Source organism: Albidovulum denitrificans (genome assembly GCF_002973535.1).
Taxonomy (GTDB): Bacteria; Pseudomonadota; Alphaproteobacteria; order Rhodobacterales; family Rhodobacteraceae; genus Albidovulum; species Albidovulum denitrificans.
The window spans coordinates 1-17689 of sequence record NZ_PVEP01000017.1 but is presented as its reverse complement, the minus strand read 5'-3'; the positions used below and the strand labels follow the sequence as shown (position 1 = coordinate 17689).

The window sequence follows — 17689 nt, the reverse complement described above, 5'->3', positions numbered from 1 at the left end:
CCTGTCAGCCTCGCCGTCGACATCGCCCGCGCGAAAGGCGACGACGTGCAGACTCTCCTGATGGACGCCTATGAAGCTGGCCAGATCAAGGGAAAGAAGCTCGGCAAGATCCGCCGTCTACTGGACCAGCGGCTCTCGCAAAAGAAGACTGTGCCGGATAGTGGCTTGGGTCGACGAGGTGGGAGCCGCAAGCTCACCCAAGCCGATCTGATGAAACTCTACCAGCGAGAGGCCGATAAGCAGCGCATCTTGGTCCGGAAATCCGACGTGACCCAGGCCCGGCTGATCTTCATCGTCGAAGCCCTGAGGGATCTGCTTTCTCAGGGGGAGTTCCCGGAGCTTCTCCGCGATGAAGGCCTCATCGACATGCCCAGAGCTCTCGCCGACCGTCTGATGCCGGAGCCAGTCCGATGAGCTCTGATCGCCGCGGCACCCATGCCGTCAAACTTGCCTTCGAGCCCGACACCATCGACCTCGCAATCGAACAGCTTGTTCCTCTGAAGGTGCTGCGCCCGGGCGCCAAGGAGAGCAAGAAATACGCGCAGATCCGAGGCTCGATTAAGGCGATCGGCTTGGTCGAGGCGCCGGTCGTGGCGCGCAACCTTGATGACGCAGCGAAGTTTTTCCTACTCGACGGCCATATGCGGATCGAAGCCCTGAAGGACCTCGGCATCCAGCGTGTCGAGTGCCTCGTCTCCACCGATGACGAAACCTACACCTACAACAAGCGGATCAACCGGCTGGCAGCGGTTCAGGAACACAGCATGATCAAGCGCGCGATCGCACGAGGTGTGCCGGAAGCGGCAATCGCCGAAGCGCTTGGGCTCGACATCAAGACGATCTTTCGGCGCACGCGGCTCCTCAATGGAATCTGCCCCGAAGCCGTAGAGGTGCTGAAGGACACGTCCGCACCCATGGCGGTATTCGACATCCTGCGACGCATGGGCCCGATCCGGCAGGTGGAAGCGGCCGAGCTCATGGCGGGTCAGAACAACTACTCGGTTCAGTTCGCAAAGGCGCTTCTGGCCGCGACGCCGGACGCAGCCCTTGCTGTTCCGCGCCGAAAGCCGCCAAAGCGAGACGGTCAGGTTTCGACCGAACAGATGGCCAAGATGGAGCGCGAACTGGCGAGCCTGCAGACCCAGGTGAAGTCCTTTGAAGAGTCCTATGGCGTCGACACGCTGCACCTGACGGTGGCGCGCGGCTATATCCGAAAACTGCTCGGCAATCCGAAGGTGGTGACCTGGTTGGGACAGCACCGCGGCGAATATCTCGGCGAGTTCCGTTCGCTCACGGACTCCGATGGCGAAGGCACCGATCGAACGATCGGCTGAAGACGATGGGGACCCGGACCCGACAAGCGCGGGGACCACAGGAGACGCCGCACTGTGGGGCGGATCGAGTGTGGTGATGGGGAGGACGGCGAACCCGTCGGGGCCCATCGAGCCGATCCAGATGGTCGGCGACGTGCTGGCATGTCCTGCCGGCGCGTGGATGATAGACTGGGGAGGCTGCGAAGCAGGCGCGGCCTCCCGTATTTCTTTTGTTTCGTTCGAAACGCTTGTCACCACCTGGCTGGTGGAAGTCGGCTGTTGCAATCGAAGTTGGAGCGCGCCCCGTCATTCGTCACACGACGGAAACCTGCACGCCGACTGATTTTTCGCAGTCAGGCGAGCAAGGCCCTCGTTGCGTCGGCCTCGTCGAGGAAGATCAGGCTTCGAAGTCGACCGAGCATGTCGTCACCGTTGGCGACATCGATGCTTGCCATCTCAAGAATAGTTTCGTGGCCGGATATGCGATGCCGGGCGTGAACAAGTTCCTTTCCACCTAAACCCGCGTGGTGCGGATAGAGAAGTGTAAGACGTGGCGCGCCATAAAGCTGAGCGTACGCCATCATCTGGTAAACATCGCCTTGTGAGACACCTTGTTTGCGGTCGTCGATCTGTGGCGATATTCGTTTCCATTTAGTATCGATTACATGGGCAACCTGTCCCGCGCGCCAGATCAGAATATCGGGTTTCGTCTGAAATACTGGACGCTCATCGTCCAGCGACGTCAGGCAGTACAACCGTCCACCCTGAAGGGTCACCCGATATTCTGTTCCTGCTAGGGCACGCGTAAGCAACCGACCGACATACTCCTCGAATAGCGCATTCATCTCAAAGAGGAGCGCAGTCCCCCGCCCTGAACCGGTGCTGGTCGTTTGGTAGCGATTGCGCAGGAAAAGTTGCGCCATCCCGAACAACTCCTGCCATGCGCGGTTGGTTCGGTCGATGATGACCTCATCCCATCTCAGCGAGGAAACAGCGACATCGGAGATGTCGGCATAGACAAAGGCTAGTTCGCGCAAACGCTGCTGGTTGCTGGCGTTGCGCGACATTCTGAAGAGGTGCGCAACCGCCGCTTTCATGATGCGGTTGAGCGCGATGTCTTCTGACAACTCATCGAATTTGCATGCGAGCCGCGAGGGGTTTGCAGCGAAGCGTGTGAATTGACGAGACAGATCGAGTGTCCCGCGTAGTGCCGCAAGGTCGTCCTCTTGGACGATGTATCGTCGCGGCATGCCGCGACGAACGGCATCGGTCAGTTTGAGGCAGAAAATACGGATGAGAATTTCCAGGAGCGTTTCGCGCTGCCAATCGAGCTCAGTGACCTGGCCCGTTTCGATCTTTAGATCGAGCGCGACTGCGAGCATGTGAACAAGGCGTTTGCGAATGGCAGCGTTTTGCCTTGCTTCGCCACCCCGCCCGTCGACATCGATCTTGGGAAGGATCTCCAGACTGCACCCATTGGTCGCCAAGACGCCGACGACACCGCGCGCTCGCAGTTCATGGCGCCGATCCTCGAGCACACCGCCGCCACCTCTGCCGGCAAAGGTAGATGCCCTGGCAAGCGCCGCGAGACGCTCGGCGAAATGCTCTGGAATGCAGCCTTCCCCTTCGCCATGGGGCAGCGCTTCCCATTCGCGCAGGGTGTAGGCCGGCATTAGTCGGCAAACTCCGAGAAGTCGAACCCATCTTTGACAGTCCAACGCAGCTTTTCGCCAGCAAAGTCGTCTTCGGTCATGCCCCCAGGTACGGCAATTCGTTTGGCGTCAAGGAAGCGAGACGGACCTTGTGCAGCGTCACCCAAAACCGCCGCCACCTTGGACCAGTCCTCGTAGAAATATTCTGCCAGCAGCGGGATCACCTTGTCTCGCATGACTCTCTCGATATCCGACCGCGTCTGGCAGCCGGTGAAATACGCGTGCCCGATCTGGTGTTCCCGGTCGAACAGATACTCGATGCGCTCGTTGATCGTGGAAAGAAGCTTCTGCAAATCGACGCCATCAACGTCGTTCGAGAGAACGAAAGGGTCAGGCATCAATTCCTTGAAAGAAAACCGGCGGCGCAGCGCTGTATCCAAGAGTGCGATCGAGCGGTCGGCCGTGTTCATCGTACCGATGACGTGCAGGTTTTGAGGCACCCCGAAAGACTTCTTGGAATACGGAAGCGTCAGGCGGATCTCGTCGTCCATGCCGAGCCGCTTGTCCGGCTCGAGAAGCGTGATCAATTCGCCGAAGACCTTGGAGATGTTCGCCCGATTGATCTCGTCGATGATGAGGACGTGAGGTCTTGCCTCGCGTGTGACGGGTTTGCCCCCGCTGTTCATGTAGCTTTCGAGCGCGACGGCATCCATGCGAGCCCGATTGAGAGAGTAAATTGACCGCATGGTGAAGTTGCCATCGTAAATTTCACTTGCGGGTACTCCGGCCCTGTCCACCCAGAGCCAACGCACGGACCGACGATGGCAGTACTTTCGGTTGTCACGCTGTCGGTATTCGTAATTGCCAGTAACCTCACCAATGGCCCGGAAGAGGCTGTTCCCCTTTGTCACGACGATGATGTCACCGATTTCAAGCTGATTGCGGAACACGTCCACTTGACTGACCTGACCAGACTGAAGAGAGACCTCGCCCTCCCGCGAACCCTCTTCACGACAGGCCTCCAGTATCTCGTTGACGTCGGAGAATTTGTCGTCGGTGAAATCGATGTCCTCCCAGCCGAGAAGCGTGTGACCCTCTGAAATTGCCTCGTCAAAAAGGTAGTCCTCTGACGCGACATTGGCGCGCGCGATCGACATTTTGAAGACCTGCCGTCCATCGAGAGAAAGGGCGTTCTCGTTCGACGTAACTGGCACTCCTTTCTCCGCACGTTCGGAAATGCGCCGAAATATCCCGGCGACGGGTTCCAACCGAAACCCTGTGTCTGCAGAGGCATCTTCAGCTTGATCGGTGGTTGGTCGCAACCCTTCGATGAACTCCTCGTAGGACATCGATTGGTGAAAGGTCACGAATTCAATGCGCCCCTCGCTCACGAGGTTGCGGTACGCGCCCATCAGGGCGGCTCTCTGAGCCCTGCCTTTTAAGCTGGCTGCGGCCTGTTCGCCTAAACAGAGCCGGACGGCTTCCCATGCCGTATTATACGTCTTGCCCGTACCTGGCGGGCCATAGAGGATCAAGTTCACAGCGGTAGGCGAAGGTGCATAGGTAGAGTCGATCACGGTGTCCGCCTCCGGTTCGGAATTGAGCGTATAAGTGAAAACGGTCGAACTACTTGGGTTCGGTTCGGTATTCGTGGGCGGTGGTACTTGCGCAAGATTCTGGAACTTTTCACCGCCAAGGGCCTGGCAGATGTTCGGGAACGCGTCCTTCAGCCCCATCGCCGCCGCGAGATCGCCCGCGCGGATTGAAACCTTTCTCTCGGCCTTTTCCCGTGCGGGTTCGATGAAATAGTTTAGGGCGCAGAGCCTGATCCGGTCAGCGCCTTCCAATAGGTGCTCATAGCGTTCAGGGCGATCGATGGGCTGATCGTTCTGATCCACGATTATGAACCCAGCATTGTGAAGGCGTGCGGCAGCATCTACCTTCTGACCCCAGCCGCCGTTCAGTTCTGTCTTGTTCAGGATGAAGCCAATCAGCGGCTTGGTCGGATAAACGCGACTTGCGCGTTCGCGCGTTGAACGCACCCAATAGTCACGCGGCTCACCGAAGGCGTCAAATACATGCGCATGAGATCTGTTTGCCCGATAGCTGTCGTAGGCATCCATCGCCGCTTCGATGGTCACCCGAGTAACTACACCGACATCGTCGCCAGAAGTGCCCTCGCTGGGAATTCCCAAGATCTGAGCTAGCTCTGGATCGAGCTCATACCGAAACAACTTTTGAGCGCCATATTTCAGATAATTCACCTGTCCTCGAGGAAGCGGCTGGCATCTGGCGGCAAGACCATCAATCAGCATGGCACGAGCGACCTCGAGCCAATCGTCCACGTGGATAGCATCCTCGGCGCGGTTGCTCGCACCCTTGGGTTTGATCTTGAAAACAGATCTCCCGCTGCCGCCGTCACGGACCGGTCGGTAGGGTGTGCCTTCAGCATCGTAGAAGACAAGTCGGCGGTCCTCTGAAAGGTTTGTCACCTGAGACTCCTCAGCGCACATAGCGTATTTACCAGCTGCATTTGTTCCACCGTATCGCACTTAGCCTCGCGCAGACGCGGAGCCCCAAAAACCAGGGCCAAACCTTTTGCCCGCGACACGGCCACGTTGATGCGGTTGAGCGAGAACAGGAAGTCCATCCCGCGCGAAGTTTCCTCAGCAGAGGATGCCGTCATCGAAACGAGGCAGACCGGTGCTTCCTGCCCTTGGAATTTGTCCACCGTGCCTACCCGGATCGCTTCGGGCAAGGCCTCGCGTAGCGCGTTAACCTGAGCGTTGTAGGGCGCGACGACGATAATATCAGATTGACGAATGGGGCGCGTCACGCCGTCCTTCTCCGTCCAAGCGCCCGTCAGCAGTTCCTCGACGGCAGCTCGGATTGCCTCGACTTCTTCCGGTGCGACCTGTGCGTTCCCTTCATGTGCCACCGGCACCCAAAAGGCGCCGGCCTCCGGAAAACTCGTGCCGGTCACCGCCTGGCGGGCAGTATCAGCGTGACTTTCGAGACGCCCCTCATAGACCTGATCCGAAATGAAGCGATTGACCTCAGGATGCATGCGCCGAGTGATGCCGAGGAAGATCCCGCGATCCGGCGGAATGGTGGCGTGGTCACCCAACATCCATTCCAGACAGGACAGGTTCGCAGGCGCCGGATGCGCTCCTTGGATCACCTGCGGCAACTGGCGAGGGTCGCCCACCAGCACGATGTTGCGCGCGGCCCGGCCCATGGCGGCCATGTTGGCGAGCCCCACCTGTCCGGCCTCGTCCACGAATAGCCAGTCAAACGCTTGAACGTTCTCGTCGCGGGCAAAGAAGAAGGCCGTGCCGCCCACCACCTGACCACCTGACGCGGCTTCCGCGTTGTCGTTGGTGCGGCGGATCGGGCAGTGCTCAGGATAGCCATCCTCATCTCCGGACACCTTGTGGATGAGCTCCAGGTCTATCGGAAGATCTTCGTCTTCCAGCGCCTTCAGACATCCCATCAAGACGTTGCGAATGGCTTCATGGGAATTGGAGGCCACGCCCACCCGTTTTCCCGCTCGGACAAGCGACAGAATTGCACGCGCCGAGACATGGGTCTTACCGGTCCCAGGAGGGCCCTGAATGGGCATCACCGTTTCATCCATTCGCCCGACTGCCGCGATGGTGCCTGCGACCACGTCACCCTCAGGCAGAATGGGGCCCGCGCCCGTCAACCTCGGGGCCGATCGCGAGAGAAGATCATCGACGGCGCGGTAGCTCCGAGGACCACACTGGTCATCGATCACATCACGAAGCGCCGACGCGATCACCTCGGCATTGATCGGCTTGTCCGGATGGAGTGTCAGGCGGTCCGCCAGGAGATCCGCCCGTGCTGCTCCGATCTTCAGCGTAATCGTGCGCCGCGTTCGATCGAATTCCTCGATGCTCACCGATGTGAAGCCTTCGGGGGTCGGAATGCTGGCCTTCTTGCCCCCGCGCAATTTGCTCTCCTGCGCAGGGAAGCGGTAGCTGCGCTGCACTGAGCGCTTGATCGGCTCGGCGGGCCCAGTCGCAACGAGGCCTCCCAAGGCGTCGAGATCATCGATCAGATCCTCATCGTCCTTGCCCAGACTGTCAAAGATCGCCCACCAGGCCGGCTTGGCCTCGCGCTTGTGAAACATCCCTAGGTCAAACAGCATCGACTGTCTGTCCTCGGGGAGGCGTGACGCCGCGAGCTGTGCGCGCAAGGCTTGAGCCTCGACGTCCTCCTCATTTTCCTTCGCATCGGCAGGTTCAATGAGCTGTGGCCAAGGACCTTCGGGGCGGATTTCAACCAACCAGTCGCGGAGGCGTTCTGTCGAAACACAGTCGATGCGATTGTAGTCCTCGATCTCGTCGAGGATCTGCTGCTCGCCGGTTTCTCGCCAATGTTCATAAGCCACGACCGAACCGCCCGCCGTTTTGACCTCGCCCTTGCGTTCTAGCCCGTAGAAGGCTTCCAGCGACTTGATCGAATAGTTGGGCTCGGAGCAGATCAGTCCTCCGCGCACAACGGCATAGAGATCCACAAAGCGGCGCTCCCGAAGCAGCCGGTCGAGGAACGCCTCACCGATCCCGTACTTCGCGGTCAGACGGCGCAGGGCCGTGATTTCGTAAGGAGCGTAGTGATAGATCCGCGCCTGCGGGAACTTTGCGAGCCGGTCCCGGAAGAAGTCGAGCAGTTCCGACAGGGCCCGCGCCTCTGCCTTGTGGTCATGCGCCCAGAAGGCACGAAAGCCACCGTCGAACCAGACGCCATGCAGATATTCGAGCACGCCTTCGTAATGGGGGTCCCCCTCGATGTCGTAAAAGAGGTCACCAGGCTGCGGCGCCGGCAGCAGATCGAATCCCTTCCCGAATTGGGGCGGACGCAGCTCATAGTGGGGAGCACCCACTTTGCGGGCATTCTGGAGCCGAGCCTGCGTGCGCAGCTTTTCCAGTGTCTCGTTCGCCATGCCACGGATTGGGCCCGCATGCGTCGCCAGACCCGCCAACGTGGAGATCCCGGCGGCCTCCAGCTTCTTGACCTGCCCCTTGGCAATGTTCGCCACGTTGAAAAGACTGTCCTCGGCATCCCAGACACTGCTGCAGTGATCCGCCCACCGACAGAGAGCGCAATCGGAACACGGTATAGGCCGCGTCGTCGCAGGCTCAGCCGCAAAGGCTTCAAGTCTAGCGCGAGCGGCCCGCGCGTAATGGGCGTAGTCTGCAATCCGCAGAGTCGCCCTCTCGCCTGTCCCCAACTCGACATGGGCAAATTCGGGTGCCACGCCTTGGATTTCGGTCAGAAGGTCGGAGTAGAGCACCAGTTGCAGCACGTGCTTCGGGTGAGGCTGGCGCTTGAGCTTGGTATCGGCCACCTCATAGCTGAACGGACCCAGAACCGAGGGGCGCTCGACCCGTTCCAGGAAGTCTGACCATCCGCCCCAGTTGCCCGCGAGAAACGCGCCCTGGAACACCACCTCGGCCCCGGTGGCAAGTGCAGCGCTGGTTTCTTCCGCGTTGGCAGCCAGATCACCCCGATCGATCTCGATGACATGCCGACCGGATGCCTTCAGCTTCGCCAAATGCGCCGCCTCATGCGCATCCCCCTGCTTCTGCAGCAGCGCAGCGTCTTCGGTGTCTTGACTGGGCTCAGGCCCTTCACCCCGCATGCGCAAGAGATCGAGATGGGTTGCATGTGCACAGCCCATGAACCGCATAAGGTCTGTCGCCGAGAAAAGGATACTGTCGCCAAATTCCCGCATGGGTTCCTACAATCAAATATGAGCGCAACCCGAAGCGGAATTGTCCCCGAGTTTCACCTTGTTCAATAACCCAGATGGGTGTCAACAACTGTCACGCACAACATTGCGCGGCAACGGAATGCGACGAAGCATTACCCGGATTTCTTCGTAATGCTAGGTGCTTAGAGATCACGCGTCTAGCTTGCACGTATGGTCCGCAGGCTTTTCGGCGCGATCAGCGAAGGGGCCTTGCCTTTGGCGCCCATGCGAAGTGAGAACCCGCGCTCGATCAGCGCCGCCGCCTCGTCCAGCGTCTTCACATAGGTCGCATGTTCGGCATGGTGCTTGTGCTTGCCATGCGCCGGGTCGGCCAGTTGATAGCCCTTGGTGGTGACGACCGGTTCCTCCACCACGCCACACCTGGAGGAGATCCGTTCAATCCTGATGACACGTCCGCTCATGTTGCAGTTCCTTCTGCCAAGTTGGTGCGCCCCGCCGAACCCAAGGAACTCGTGCTGAAATCACCTGCTAAGGGAATCACTCGACAGGGCGCAGGAACCTTCCTAGCCTGCGAGGGTGTCAAACTCTGACAGGCTCGCTCGGTGCGCTTATGTCTTTCGCGAAAGCCCAGGATCTGATCCGCCTCGCTCAAATGGCAGCAGCACGGCGGTATGGCATCAGCCTCGAAGACATTTGCGCCGAGTTCGACGTTTCACACCGAACAGCACAGCGCATGACTGACGCTCTCGAAGAGACGTTCGGCAACGTCATCGCGGAAGACGGTGAGGACAGAAAACGTCGCTGGCGCCTCTCAGATCCGCACCTCGATCGGCTTCAATTGCGCCAAGAGACCGGGATCGAGGCGCTGGAGATCGCGGCACGCGGCGCCGAGGCCGATGGACGCCTTCGACACGCACGGGCTCTCACCGATCTTCGCGACGGGCTCCTCGCCAGGCTGTCCTCACGCAGCGCAGCCCGGGTCGAAGCCGATGCGGAAGCGGTTCTGACGGCAATGGGCCAGGTGACACGACCCGGTCCACGCGTCAGCGTTTCCCCTGACATTCTCGACGCGATCATCGAGGCGCTGCGCGGGCCCTTTCGGCTACGCGTGCGCTACAACGCGGATATAGAGACACGCGTTCTCGAGCCGCATGGCGTCCTCCTGGGCCATCGCACCTATCTTGCTGCCCGTGATCCCGCCAAGGCCGATGAGGTTCGGAACTTCCGGATCGATCTCATCCGCGAGGCAACTACGCTCGACGAGAGCTTTGCGCTGAAGGAAGGGTTCACCATTGCGGACTATGCCGCGCAATCCTTCGGCGTCTGGCAAGATCCGGAACAATATGGAGAGGTCGTCTGGCGTTTTGCGCCGGAGGCGGCCGACCGCGCGGCGGGTTTTCGATTTCACCCGGATCAGGTTCTCGAGCCGCAAGGTGACGGCAACCTGATCGTGCGCTTCCACGCGGCCGGATGGCTCGAAATGACCTGGCACCTCTATCAATGGGGCGACAAGGTCGAGGTTGTTGCGCCGGAAGGTTTGCGCTCGATGGTGGATGGATATCGCCGATCCGACTTCGGGGCGATGCCATGAATGCTGACTTTGACGGAGGAATTTGATGGACGGCAGTTTGAAATTCAGTGCGCTCAAGGAAAAGCAGCGCGCCATTCGGGCCGGCTTCCCCGAGACGATGGGCCTGCGCGTCCACCGCGCCATCAGTTGGGTTGGCAGGTCCGAAGCCTGTGACGGGGACGACGACGCGCGCTTCCTGTTTCTCTGGATTGCCTTCAATGCGGCCTACGCCGATGAGCGCGAGTTCCAGTCGATCGCACCGGGTGAACGCGCGGCCTTTCTGGATTTCTTCGGCAAGCTTGTCGCGCTGGACAAAGAGAAGAAGGTCTACAAGGCCGTGTGGCAAAGGTTCACTGGCCCTGTCCGCCTGCTCATGGACAACCGTTACGTGTTCAATCCGTTTTGGCAGCACCACAATGGGATCGACGGGTATGAAGACTGGGAGGCGCGTTTCAACACCTCCGTCCGATCCTTCACCCAGGCATTCCAGGCCGGGGATACCGCACGCGTCCTCAGCTTTGTTTTTGACCGCCTATACGTCTTGCGTAACCAACTCATCCACGGCGGTGCGACCTGGAATAGCGGCGTGAATAGAGCGCAAGTACGCGACGGCGCGACCATTCTAGCGTTTCTGCTCCCCGTCTTTGTAGACCTGATGATGGACAACCCTGAACAGGATTGGGGCAAGCCATTTTATCCCGTTGTCGATTAGGATTTTGAGGTCGCCAACATTGTCGCGCCATGCGCCCCAATTTCCACTTCTCGCCCTAACTGTGACAAAAAGCTTTCCAATCATCTCAGCCGTATCTGTTTCAAGGTCCCTCGAAGGCACACGAACCCTGTGTTTCAAGCCGGGAGAAGATCGACGACATCTTAGACTGAAAGACCATCTCGGACCGATCGCCCGCAATGCATGAACCTTCAGACAAGCTTCTCGAGCGGTGCGTTTCAGTCGACATCGAGGTGGATCCCAAAACCGCTCGGATCTTTGCCTTTGCGGCGGTTCAGCGTGGCGAAACGCCTCCGATCCTCTCCCGCAAAGGCGATTTGGAAGGTGCACTTGATCGGCTGGAAACGGTGGTGGCCAACAGCGATCATCTGATCGGCCACAACATCCTGCGCCATGATCTGCCCCACCTCGCTGCGGCGCGGCCGCGCTTGGCGGAGCTCTTCGGCGCGCCGATCGACACATTGTGGCTCAACCCGCTGGCCTTTCCGCGCAACCCATACCACCACCTCGTCAAGCACTACCATGACGGTCGCCTCCAGGCGGGACATGTGAACAATCCAGAACTCGACGCGCGGTTGGTGTTTCAGGTGTTGGAAAACCAGATCAACGCATTCCGCGATCTCCATCGGGCTGAAGCCGATGCGCTGACCGCCTATCATTTTCTGGCCACGCGGCAGGAAGCCTCGGCCGGATTTGATGCCGTGTTCAGTCTTGTCCGTTCAGCCCCAGTTCCCTCGGGGCGAACGGCAGAAGATGCGATCCGGCGCCTCCTGTCAGGCCGTGCATGTAGCCGGCGCATCGAGCAGACGCTGGGGCGATTGGCAAGTCCGCAGCTCGGCTGGCCGATGGCCTATGCCCTCTCGTGGATTTCGGTGGCTGGCGGAGAGTCCGTGATGCCGCCATGGGTGCGCATGCAGTTCCGCGAGGCCGCGCTCATCGTGCGCCATTTGCGTGATACGGCCTGTGACAGCCCCGACTGTGCTTGGTGCCGCGAGAAGAATGATCCCAAGCGTGCGCTCTCGCGCTGGTTCGGCTTCGAGGCGTTCCGCCCTCAGCCCGTGGATGACATGGGCCGACCGTTGCAGGAACGGATCGTGGACGAGGCGATGCACGGACAAAGCATTCTCGGCATCCTGCCCACCGGCACCGGTAAATCGGTCTGCTATCAGATCCCGGCTCTCTCCAAATTCGACAAGACCGGGGCGCTGACAGTCGTTATCTCGCCCTTGGTGGCGCTCATGTCCGATCAGGTGCAAGGGATGGCACGCGCCGGGATTTCCTCTGCTGTCACAGTGAACGGCATGCTCTCGCTACCAGAACGGCAAGATGCCCTCGACAAAGTGCGCATGGGCGAAGCGGCAATGCTTCTAATCTCGCCCGAGCAGCTGCGCAGCACCTCGGTCCGCTCGGTCCTGGCGCAGCGCGAGGTCGGTCTTTGGGTGCTGGATGAAGCCCACTGTATTTCGAAATGGGGCCACGACTTTCGACCCGACTACCGCTATGTCGGACGCTTCATCAAGGAATTCTCGGGCGACGCGCCCTCGGCACCGATCCTATGCCTGACTGCCACCGCCAAGCCTGAAGTCGTCCGCGATATCCGAGAGCATTTCCTGGCGCGACTTGAAGCTGATCTCTTGCTCCTCGACGGCGGCGCGGTCCGTACCAACCTGACCTTCGAAGTCCGGCCGACGCAGCGCGGGACCAAGCTTGCGGATATCCTCGACGTGATCGAAGGGAAGCTGCCGCGCGAAGGAGCCTCTGGTGCCGTGGTCTATTGCGCGACGCGCAGCACGACAGAACGGGTCGCGGGGTTCCTCAAGCAACAGGGCCTCGCGGCCGAGCACTTCCATGCGGGACTGAAGCCGGACGAGAAGCGGGACATTCAGGAGCGGTTCCGCATCGGAGAGCTCCGAGTGATCGCCGCCACCAATGCCTTTGGCATGGGGATCGACAAGCCCGATATCCGGCTCGTCGTCCATGGGGATATTCCCGGCTCTCTGGAAAACTATCTGCAAGAGGCTGGTCGCGCCGGCCGCGATCGGGAGCACGCAAATTGCGTTCTGCTCTTCGCCGGCGATGATGTTGAGCGCCAGTTCTCGCTCTCCGCCCGTTCAAGGCTCGCACGGCACGAGATTGGCGCGATCCTGAAAGCGCTGCGCAGACTCGACGGCAGAACCTCGAAGCACGGTGAAGTTGTTGCAACCTCCGGCGAGATCGTACGCGCCGAGAAAGAGCTGGAATTCGAGCGCGACAGCGCAACCGACGATACGCGGGTCAAGACAGCCGTGTCATGGCTCGAAGAAGCAAAGCTGCTGACCCGCGAGGAAAACCGGGTTCAGGTCTTCCCCTCCTCCCTGCGTGTCCAGCGGCTGGAGGAAGCTGAGACACTTCTCGCAGCGGCCGACATCACCGGCACGCGGCGGCAGCAGCTTCTCGACATCGTGCGTCACCTGATGAACGCACCACCGGACCAAGGTATCTCGACGGACGAGTTGACCGGTGTCAGCGGCTTGACCGGCGGCGGACTGAACAGGGCCCTGTCTGATCTCGAAGCCCTCGGCATCGCGCGAAATGATGTCGTTGTAACTGTCTTCATTCATGTCGGCGTTGAAGGGCAGTCATCGCAGCGCCTCGCGCAAGCTTCCCGGCTTGAGGAGGCGCTGATCGCACTGATGCGCGAGGCGGCCCCCGATATCGAAGGGGATGAGGCGTCACCACTGCATCTCGCCGAGGCCTGTCAGGCGCTGCGCGACCGTGACCATGCATCCGCACGCCCAGATATCTTCGAGAAGCTCCTGCGCGGGATTGCGGGGGACGGGCGTGATCAGGATGGCGGGCGCGGCAACATCCGGCTGCGCAAAGCCTCGCGCAACACCCTCATGGTCGCCCTGCAACGCTCGTGGCCGGTGCTGGAACAGACTGCAGCCATCCGCCGGCAAGCCGCGGAACTCCTGCTCGCCCACTTGGTCGGCAAGCTGACCAAAGGAACGCGTGGCAAGGACCTCCAGGTCGAAACCACGATGGGCGATCTGCTCGCCTCGCTCAGCGGCGACGCCTTCCTTCGTGGCGCTGTGCAAGACATGAACAAGCTCATGGAGCGCGCCCTCTTATGGCTGCACGAGCAAGAGGTGGTGACACTCGGCAAGGGGCTCACCGTCTTCCGACCCGCGATGACCGTGCATCTGCGTCCAGGCAGCGGTGGTTTTACCCAAAAGGACTTCACACCGCTTGATGAGCACTACGGCGAGCAAACGATCCAGACCCATGTGATGGCGGCCTATGCCGAAGCGGGTCTCGAGGCGATGGATCGGGCGCTGCGGCTCTCGGAAGACTACTTCGTACTTGATCGCGATGCCTTTCTGCGGCGCTGGATGCCTGGGCGCGGCGCCGAAATCCGGCGCCAGACCACCGGGACATCCTGGAAGGCAATCGTCGAAGCGCTCGACAATCCGGTGCAGCAAAAGATTGTCGCCGACGATCGGGAGCAGACCAACGTGCTAGTGCTCGCCGGCCCTGGATCGGGCAAAACGCGGGTTCTTGTCCACCGGATCGCCTATCTGGTCCGGGTTCGGCGTGAAGATCCGCGAGGGATTCTGGTCCTTGCCTACAACCGGCATGCCGCCGCCGAAATCCGCGCGCGGCTGCGGCACCTGATCGGCGACGATGCCAGTCGCGTCACCGTGTCCACCTGCCACGCGCTGGCGATGCGTCTCGTCGGCGCCAGCTTTGCCGGCGCTTCGGGCGATGCTCATGATTTCGACGGCATCGTCCTGGAGGCTGTGCGCCAACTGAATGGCGAAGGTCTGACCAGGTCAGAAGCCGAAGCGCAGCGCGACGCGTTGATCCAGGGCTATCGTTGGATCCTGGTCGATGAGTATCAGGACATCGGACCAGAGGAATACGCTTTGATCGCGGCAGTCGCTGGTCGATCTCTGGATGATCCTGACCTGCGCCTGAGCCTCTTCGCCGTGGGCGACGATGACCAGAACATCTATGCCTTCGCCGGCGCCTCGATCCGTTTCATCCGCCAGTTCGAGACGGATTACAAAGCCAAGCCGGAATTCCTGACCGACAACTACCGCTCGACGCGACATATCATCGATGCCGCCAACGGCGTGATTGCCCCAGCAGCAGAGCGGATGAAGACCGGGCACGACATCAGTATAGACCAGAAGCGCGAGAAGGATCTGCCGGGCGGCGCGATGGCCGAGCATGACCCGGTCGCAGCCGGACGCGCGGAGCTTCTGCACTGTCCGCCCGGAGACGTCGCTCAAGCCGTCGCAGCGGTGGATCAGCTTATCCGTCTCTCGCGCCTTGACCCGAATTGGAGTTGGTCGCGTGCGGCCGTCATTTCGCGCGACTGGCGCCGGCTGGGACCCGTGCGAGCCTATGCCGAGGCGCAAGGCATCCCTGTCGAGATGGCCAACGAAAGTCTCCCGAACATCTGGCGCCTGCGTGAAATGCAGAGCTTCGTGGCCGAGCTACGACGAGACCCTGCGCGACTTCTCGGCATCGCGGAACTGCTCGAACTCCTGAACGGACAGTCGCGGAACCGATGGACCGATCTGATCGCCGAAGGCATTGCGGCGCTCGCGCGCGAGATCGCTGACAAGGCGATGCCGGTTCCAGATCTCGTCGAGTGGTTTGCCGAATGGTCGAGGGATACGCGCGGCGAGCAACGAGGGTTATTGCTGCTAACGGCCCACCGGGCCAAAGGGCTGGAATTCGACTACGTCGTGATCCTGGATGGGGGCTGGGAGCAGCCTTCGCGTGGAGAGGATGCCGATGCGCCCCGTCGTCTCTTCTATGTCGCCATGACGCGCGCGCGGCGCAGTCTGGCGATCATGGCAAACGGTGCACATCCATTCCTCAAGCCCCAACAGGATGTGGTGCTCAAGCGAGCTGTCGTGCCTGATCCGGCGGGGCTCGCCGGGCGCCCACCCCATTACGTGACGCCGGATCTGAAACTGGTGGACCTTTCCTGGGCGGGACGGCTCAATGACGATCATCCCGCACTCGCAGCCATTAACGCGGCCCAAGTCGGGGATCCGGTGACGCTGGTCGCGGACGGGGCGGCCTGGATCATCCACAACGCCAAGGGCCAGACGCTCGGCCGCATGGCGCGCGCCTACAACGCCCCGGAGGGGTTGGAGCTTCTGCGCGGCGAGATCGGCGCGATCGTCCGCTGGCGCAAGAGCGACAACAAGGAAGAATTCCGCAGCACTATTCGGCGAGACGAATGGGAAGCGATCTTGCCGGAACTGGTCTTCGGCTGAACGACGTCTGCCAGGCCGACCCTATCGCTTCCAGTCCGGGTGCTACGCTAACCCGCGATACTGTGGATCTGCACGCTCTCGCCGCAGACCTCACGTGCAAGATCGACCACATGTTGATGGTGCGTGAGGTAAATCGCCTGTCCGCGCCGGCCAACCCGTTCCATCACCCGGCAGGCCGAGCGCGTGCGTTCCTCGTCAAAGGTCTCGAAAATGTCGTCGCAAAAGAACGGCAGCGATGCCCCCTGATCCGCCAGCTGCTCGTAGGCCGCAGCGCGCAAGGCGAGATAGAGCTGGAACCGCGTGCCTTTGGACATGTCCTGCGCCTGTTTCGCCATGCCGCTCGCATCCAGAGCCAGCAAGGTTTCCGCAGCTCCGTCGATCTGGGTCTGGAGTTTCGAATAGGCGCAATTCGTCAGCTCCGAAAACGCCGCTTCCGTCGCTTGCATCATCGCGCTGCGGTGGGCATCGCGGTACCGACGGATCGCCGCTTCGGCGAGGCGGTGACCCAGACTCAGTTCGAGATGCCGGAGTGCCACCTCCTGCATTTCGAGTTCCAGCGTTGTCTTTCTCTCGACCAGGAGCGCAACATCCGCGTCCCCGCCGATGGCGCGCAACGCTTGTGCGGCGGAGGTCCGCGCCTCGATCGCGCCCTTGTAGAGCCCTTCAATGCCTTCGCGATCAGAGCCGATTTCGTCGAGCTCGGCCTGCAAATCGGTTTGGGTCGCCCCCGACAATACGGCTCTGGCATCCTCTAGGCTCTCAAGGTCAAGGAGGGACATCAGAGAGCGCTCAAGGTCCGAACGTCTGGCCCTGTCAGACATGACCCCGCTAGCAGTGCTGACGGCCTGCCGCAGAGCGCTCAGAGAACTGGTATCTATGCCTTCGGGAAACACCAGCGACAGTTCAGAGACGGCACGGTCTATGTCGTCCAGGACCTTTTGAGCCTCGGCCAATGAGACTTCACGCGCCCGACTGCGGCGCGACAATCAGGGTGAGATTCCGCGTCAATCAGGATGAGACGCTGCGGCGGGTGTGTGTCGGAGGGAGGGCGTAGCCCGACCGGAGGCACACACCCGCCGCTTCGCCCGGTTACGGGGTCTGTGATCGCGGCCGGCCTGCTACACTGGCGGTTTCCAGGAAGGGAGACCCACCTTTGTGCCGGGGCGCCATGTAACCGATCATCAGATGAGACTTTTCATGAAGTTGAGACAAAACCACCCCATCGGAACCGCCGCGGCCAAGGCGGGGATGAGCCGTGCGACGGGCTATCGTATCGTGCAGGATCCGCAATTGCCGTCGCAGAAAGCGCAGCCTCGGGGACGGCGGCGGCCCGACCCGTTGCAGCAAATCTTCGACGTCGAGGTTGTTCCCTTGCTGCAATCCGCGCCGGGTATCCGTCCGGTGGCTGTTT

10 protein-coding genes and 1 pseudogene are annotated in these 17689 nt (G+C 60.9%); 6 read left to right on the top strand and 5 right to left on the bottom strand.

The features are described 5' to 3' along the window. Both LX70_RS20165 and LX70_RS20160 read left to right on the top strand, forming a co-directional pair. On the top strand, positions 1-414 hold a 414-nt coding region (locus LX70_RS20165), incomplete at its 5' end, for a plasmid partitioning protein RepB C-terminal domain-containing protein (protein ID WP_281260474.1). Continuing rightward, positions 411-1334, top strand: a complete 924-nt coding sequence (locus LX70_RS20160) for a plasmid partitioning protein RepB C-terminal domain-containing protein (protein ID WP_105516592.1) — start codon at positions 411-413, stop codon at positions 1332-1334. The genes LX70_RS20165 and LX70_RS20160, both read left to right, overlap by 4 nt. 332 nt (positions 1335-1666) lie before the next feature. On the opposite strand, the gene LX70_RS20155 is transcribed toward LX70_RS20160, so the two are convergent. The 4 genes from LX70_RS20155 to LX70_RS20140 all read right to left on the bottom strand — a co-directional run bounded on the left by LX70_RS20155 (position 1667) and on the right by LX70_RS20140 (position 9163). Beyond that, on the bottom strand, positions 1667-2986 hold the full coding sequence (locus LX70_RS20155) for an McrC family protein (protein WP_105516591.1): 1320 nt from the start codon (positions 2984-2986) through the stop codon (positions 1667-1669). Beyond that, a complete protein-coding gene (locus LX70_RS20150) occupies positions 2986-5457 on the bottom strand; it encodes an AAA family ATPase (protein WP_211301764.1) in 2472 nt (823 codons plus the stop codon). The genes LX70_RS20155 and LX70_RS20150 overlap by 1 nt, the downstream gene beginning before the upstream one ends. Further along, entirely contained in the window at positions 5454-8723 is a 3270-nt protein-coding gene (locus tag LX70_RS20145) for a TM0106 family RecB-like putative nuclease (RefSeq protein ID WP_105516590.1), read from the bottom strand. The genes LX70_RS20150 and LX70_RS20145 overlap by 4 nt, the downstream gene beginning before the upstream one ends. Before the next feature lie 176 nt (positions 8724-8899). After that, complete coding sequence (locus LX70_RS20140) at positions 8900-9163, bottom strand: hypothetical protein (RefSeq protein WP_105516589.1); 264 nt, start codon at positions 9161-9163, stop codon at positions 8900-8902. 149 nt (positions 9164-9312) lie between these two features. On the opposite strand from LX70_RS20140, the gene LX70_RS20135 reads away from it, so the two are divergent. From LX70_RS20135 to LX70_RS20125, 3 genes are all read left to right on the top strand, one after another. Continuing rightward, on the top strand, positions 9313-10293 hold the full coding sequence (locus tag LX70_RS20135) for a helix-turn-helix transcriptional regulator (protein WP_105516588.1): 981 nt from the start codon (positions 9313-9315) through the stop codon (positions 10291-10293). A gap of 25 nt (positions 10294-10318) precedes the next feature. Further along, positions 10319-10984 (top strand): HEPN domain-containing protein, encoded by a 666-nt coding sequence (locus LX70_RS20130; RefSeq protein WP_105516587.1) that lies wholly within the window; start codon positions 10319-10321, stop codon positions 10982-10984. A 197-nt stretch (positions 10985-11181) separates the two neighbouring features. Then, the gene (locus LX70_RS20125) at positions 11182-16278 is read left to right on the top strand and encodes a RecQ family ATP-dependent DNA helicase (RefSeq protein ID WP_105516586.1); all 5097 of its coding nucleotides are present in this window, start codon (positions 11182-11184) and stop codon (positions 16276-16278) included. A 47-nt stretch (positions 16279-16325) separates the two neighbouring features. Here the strand turns inward: LX70_RS20125 and LX70_RS20120 are convergent, their stop codons facing one another. Continuing rightward, positions 16326-17057 (bottom strand): ATP-binding protein, encoded by a 732-nt coding sequence (locus LX70_RS20120; RefSeq protein WP_146111684.1) that lies wholly within the window; start codon positions 17055-17057, stop codon positions 16326-16328. Positions 17058-17433: 376 nt separating this feature from the next. Between LX70_RS20120 and LX70_RS20115 the strand changes: the two are divergent. Beyond that, positions 17434-17689: pseudogene (locus LX70_RS20115) on the top strand (IS21 family transposase); the annotation flags it as partial.

Coding starts and splice junctions, on each gene's coding strand:
- LX70_RS20135 (WP_105516588.1), top strand. CDS start 9,313: ATGTCTTTCGCGAAAGCCCAGGATCTGATCCGCCTCGCTCAAATGGCA.
- LX70_RS20145 (WP_105516590.1), bottom strand. CDS start 8,723: ATGCGGGAATTTGGCGACAGTATCCTTTTCTCGGCGACAGACCTTATG.
- LX70_RS20140 (WP_105516589.1), bottom strand. CDS start 9,163: ATGAGCGGACGTGTCATCAGGATTGAACGGATCTCCTCCAGGTGTGGC.
- LX70_RS20130 (WP_105516587.1), top strand. CDS start 10,319: ATGGACGGCAGTTTGAAATTCAGTGCGCTCAAGGAAAAGCAGCGCGCC.
- LX70_RS20120 (WP_146111684.1), bottom strand. CDS start 17,057: ATGTCCCTCCTTGACCTTGAGAGCCTAGAGGATGCCAGAGCCGTATTG.
- LX70_RS20160 (WP_105516592.1), top strand. CDS start 411: ATGAGCTCTGATCGCCGCGGCACCCATGCCGTCAAACTTGCCTTCGAG.
- LX70_RS20125 (WP_105516586.1), top strand. CDS start 11,182: ATGCATGAACCTTCAGACAAGCTTCTCGAGCGGTGCGTTTCAGTCGAC.
- LX70_RS20155 (WP_105516591.1), bottom strand. CDS start 2,986: ATGCCGGCCTACACCCTGCGCGAATGGGAAGCGCTGCCCCATGGCGAA.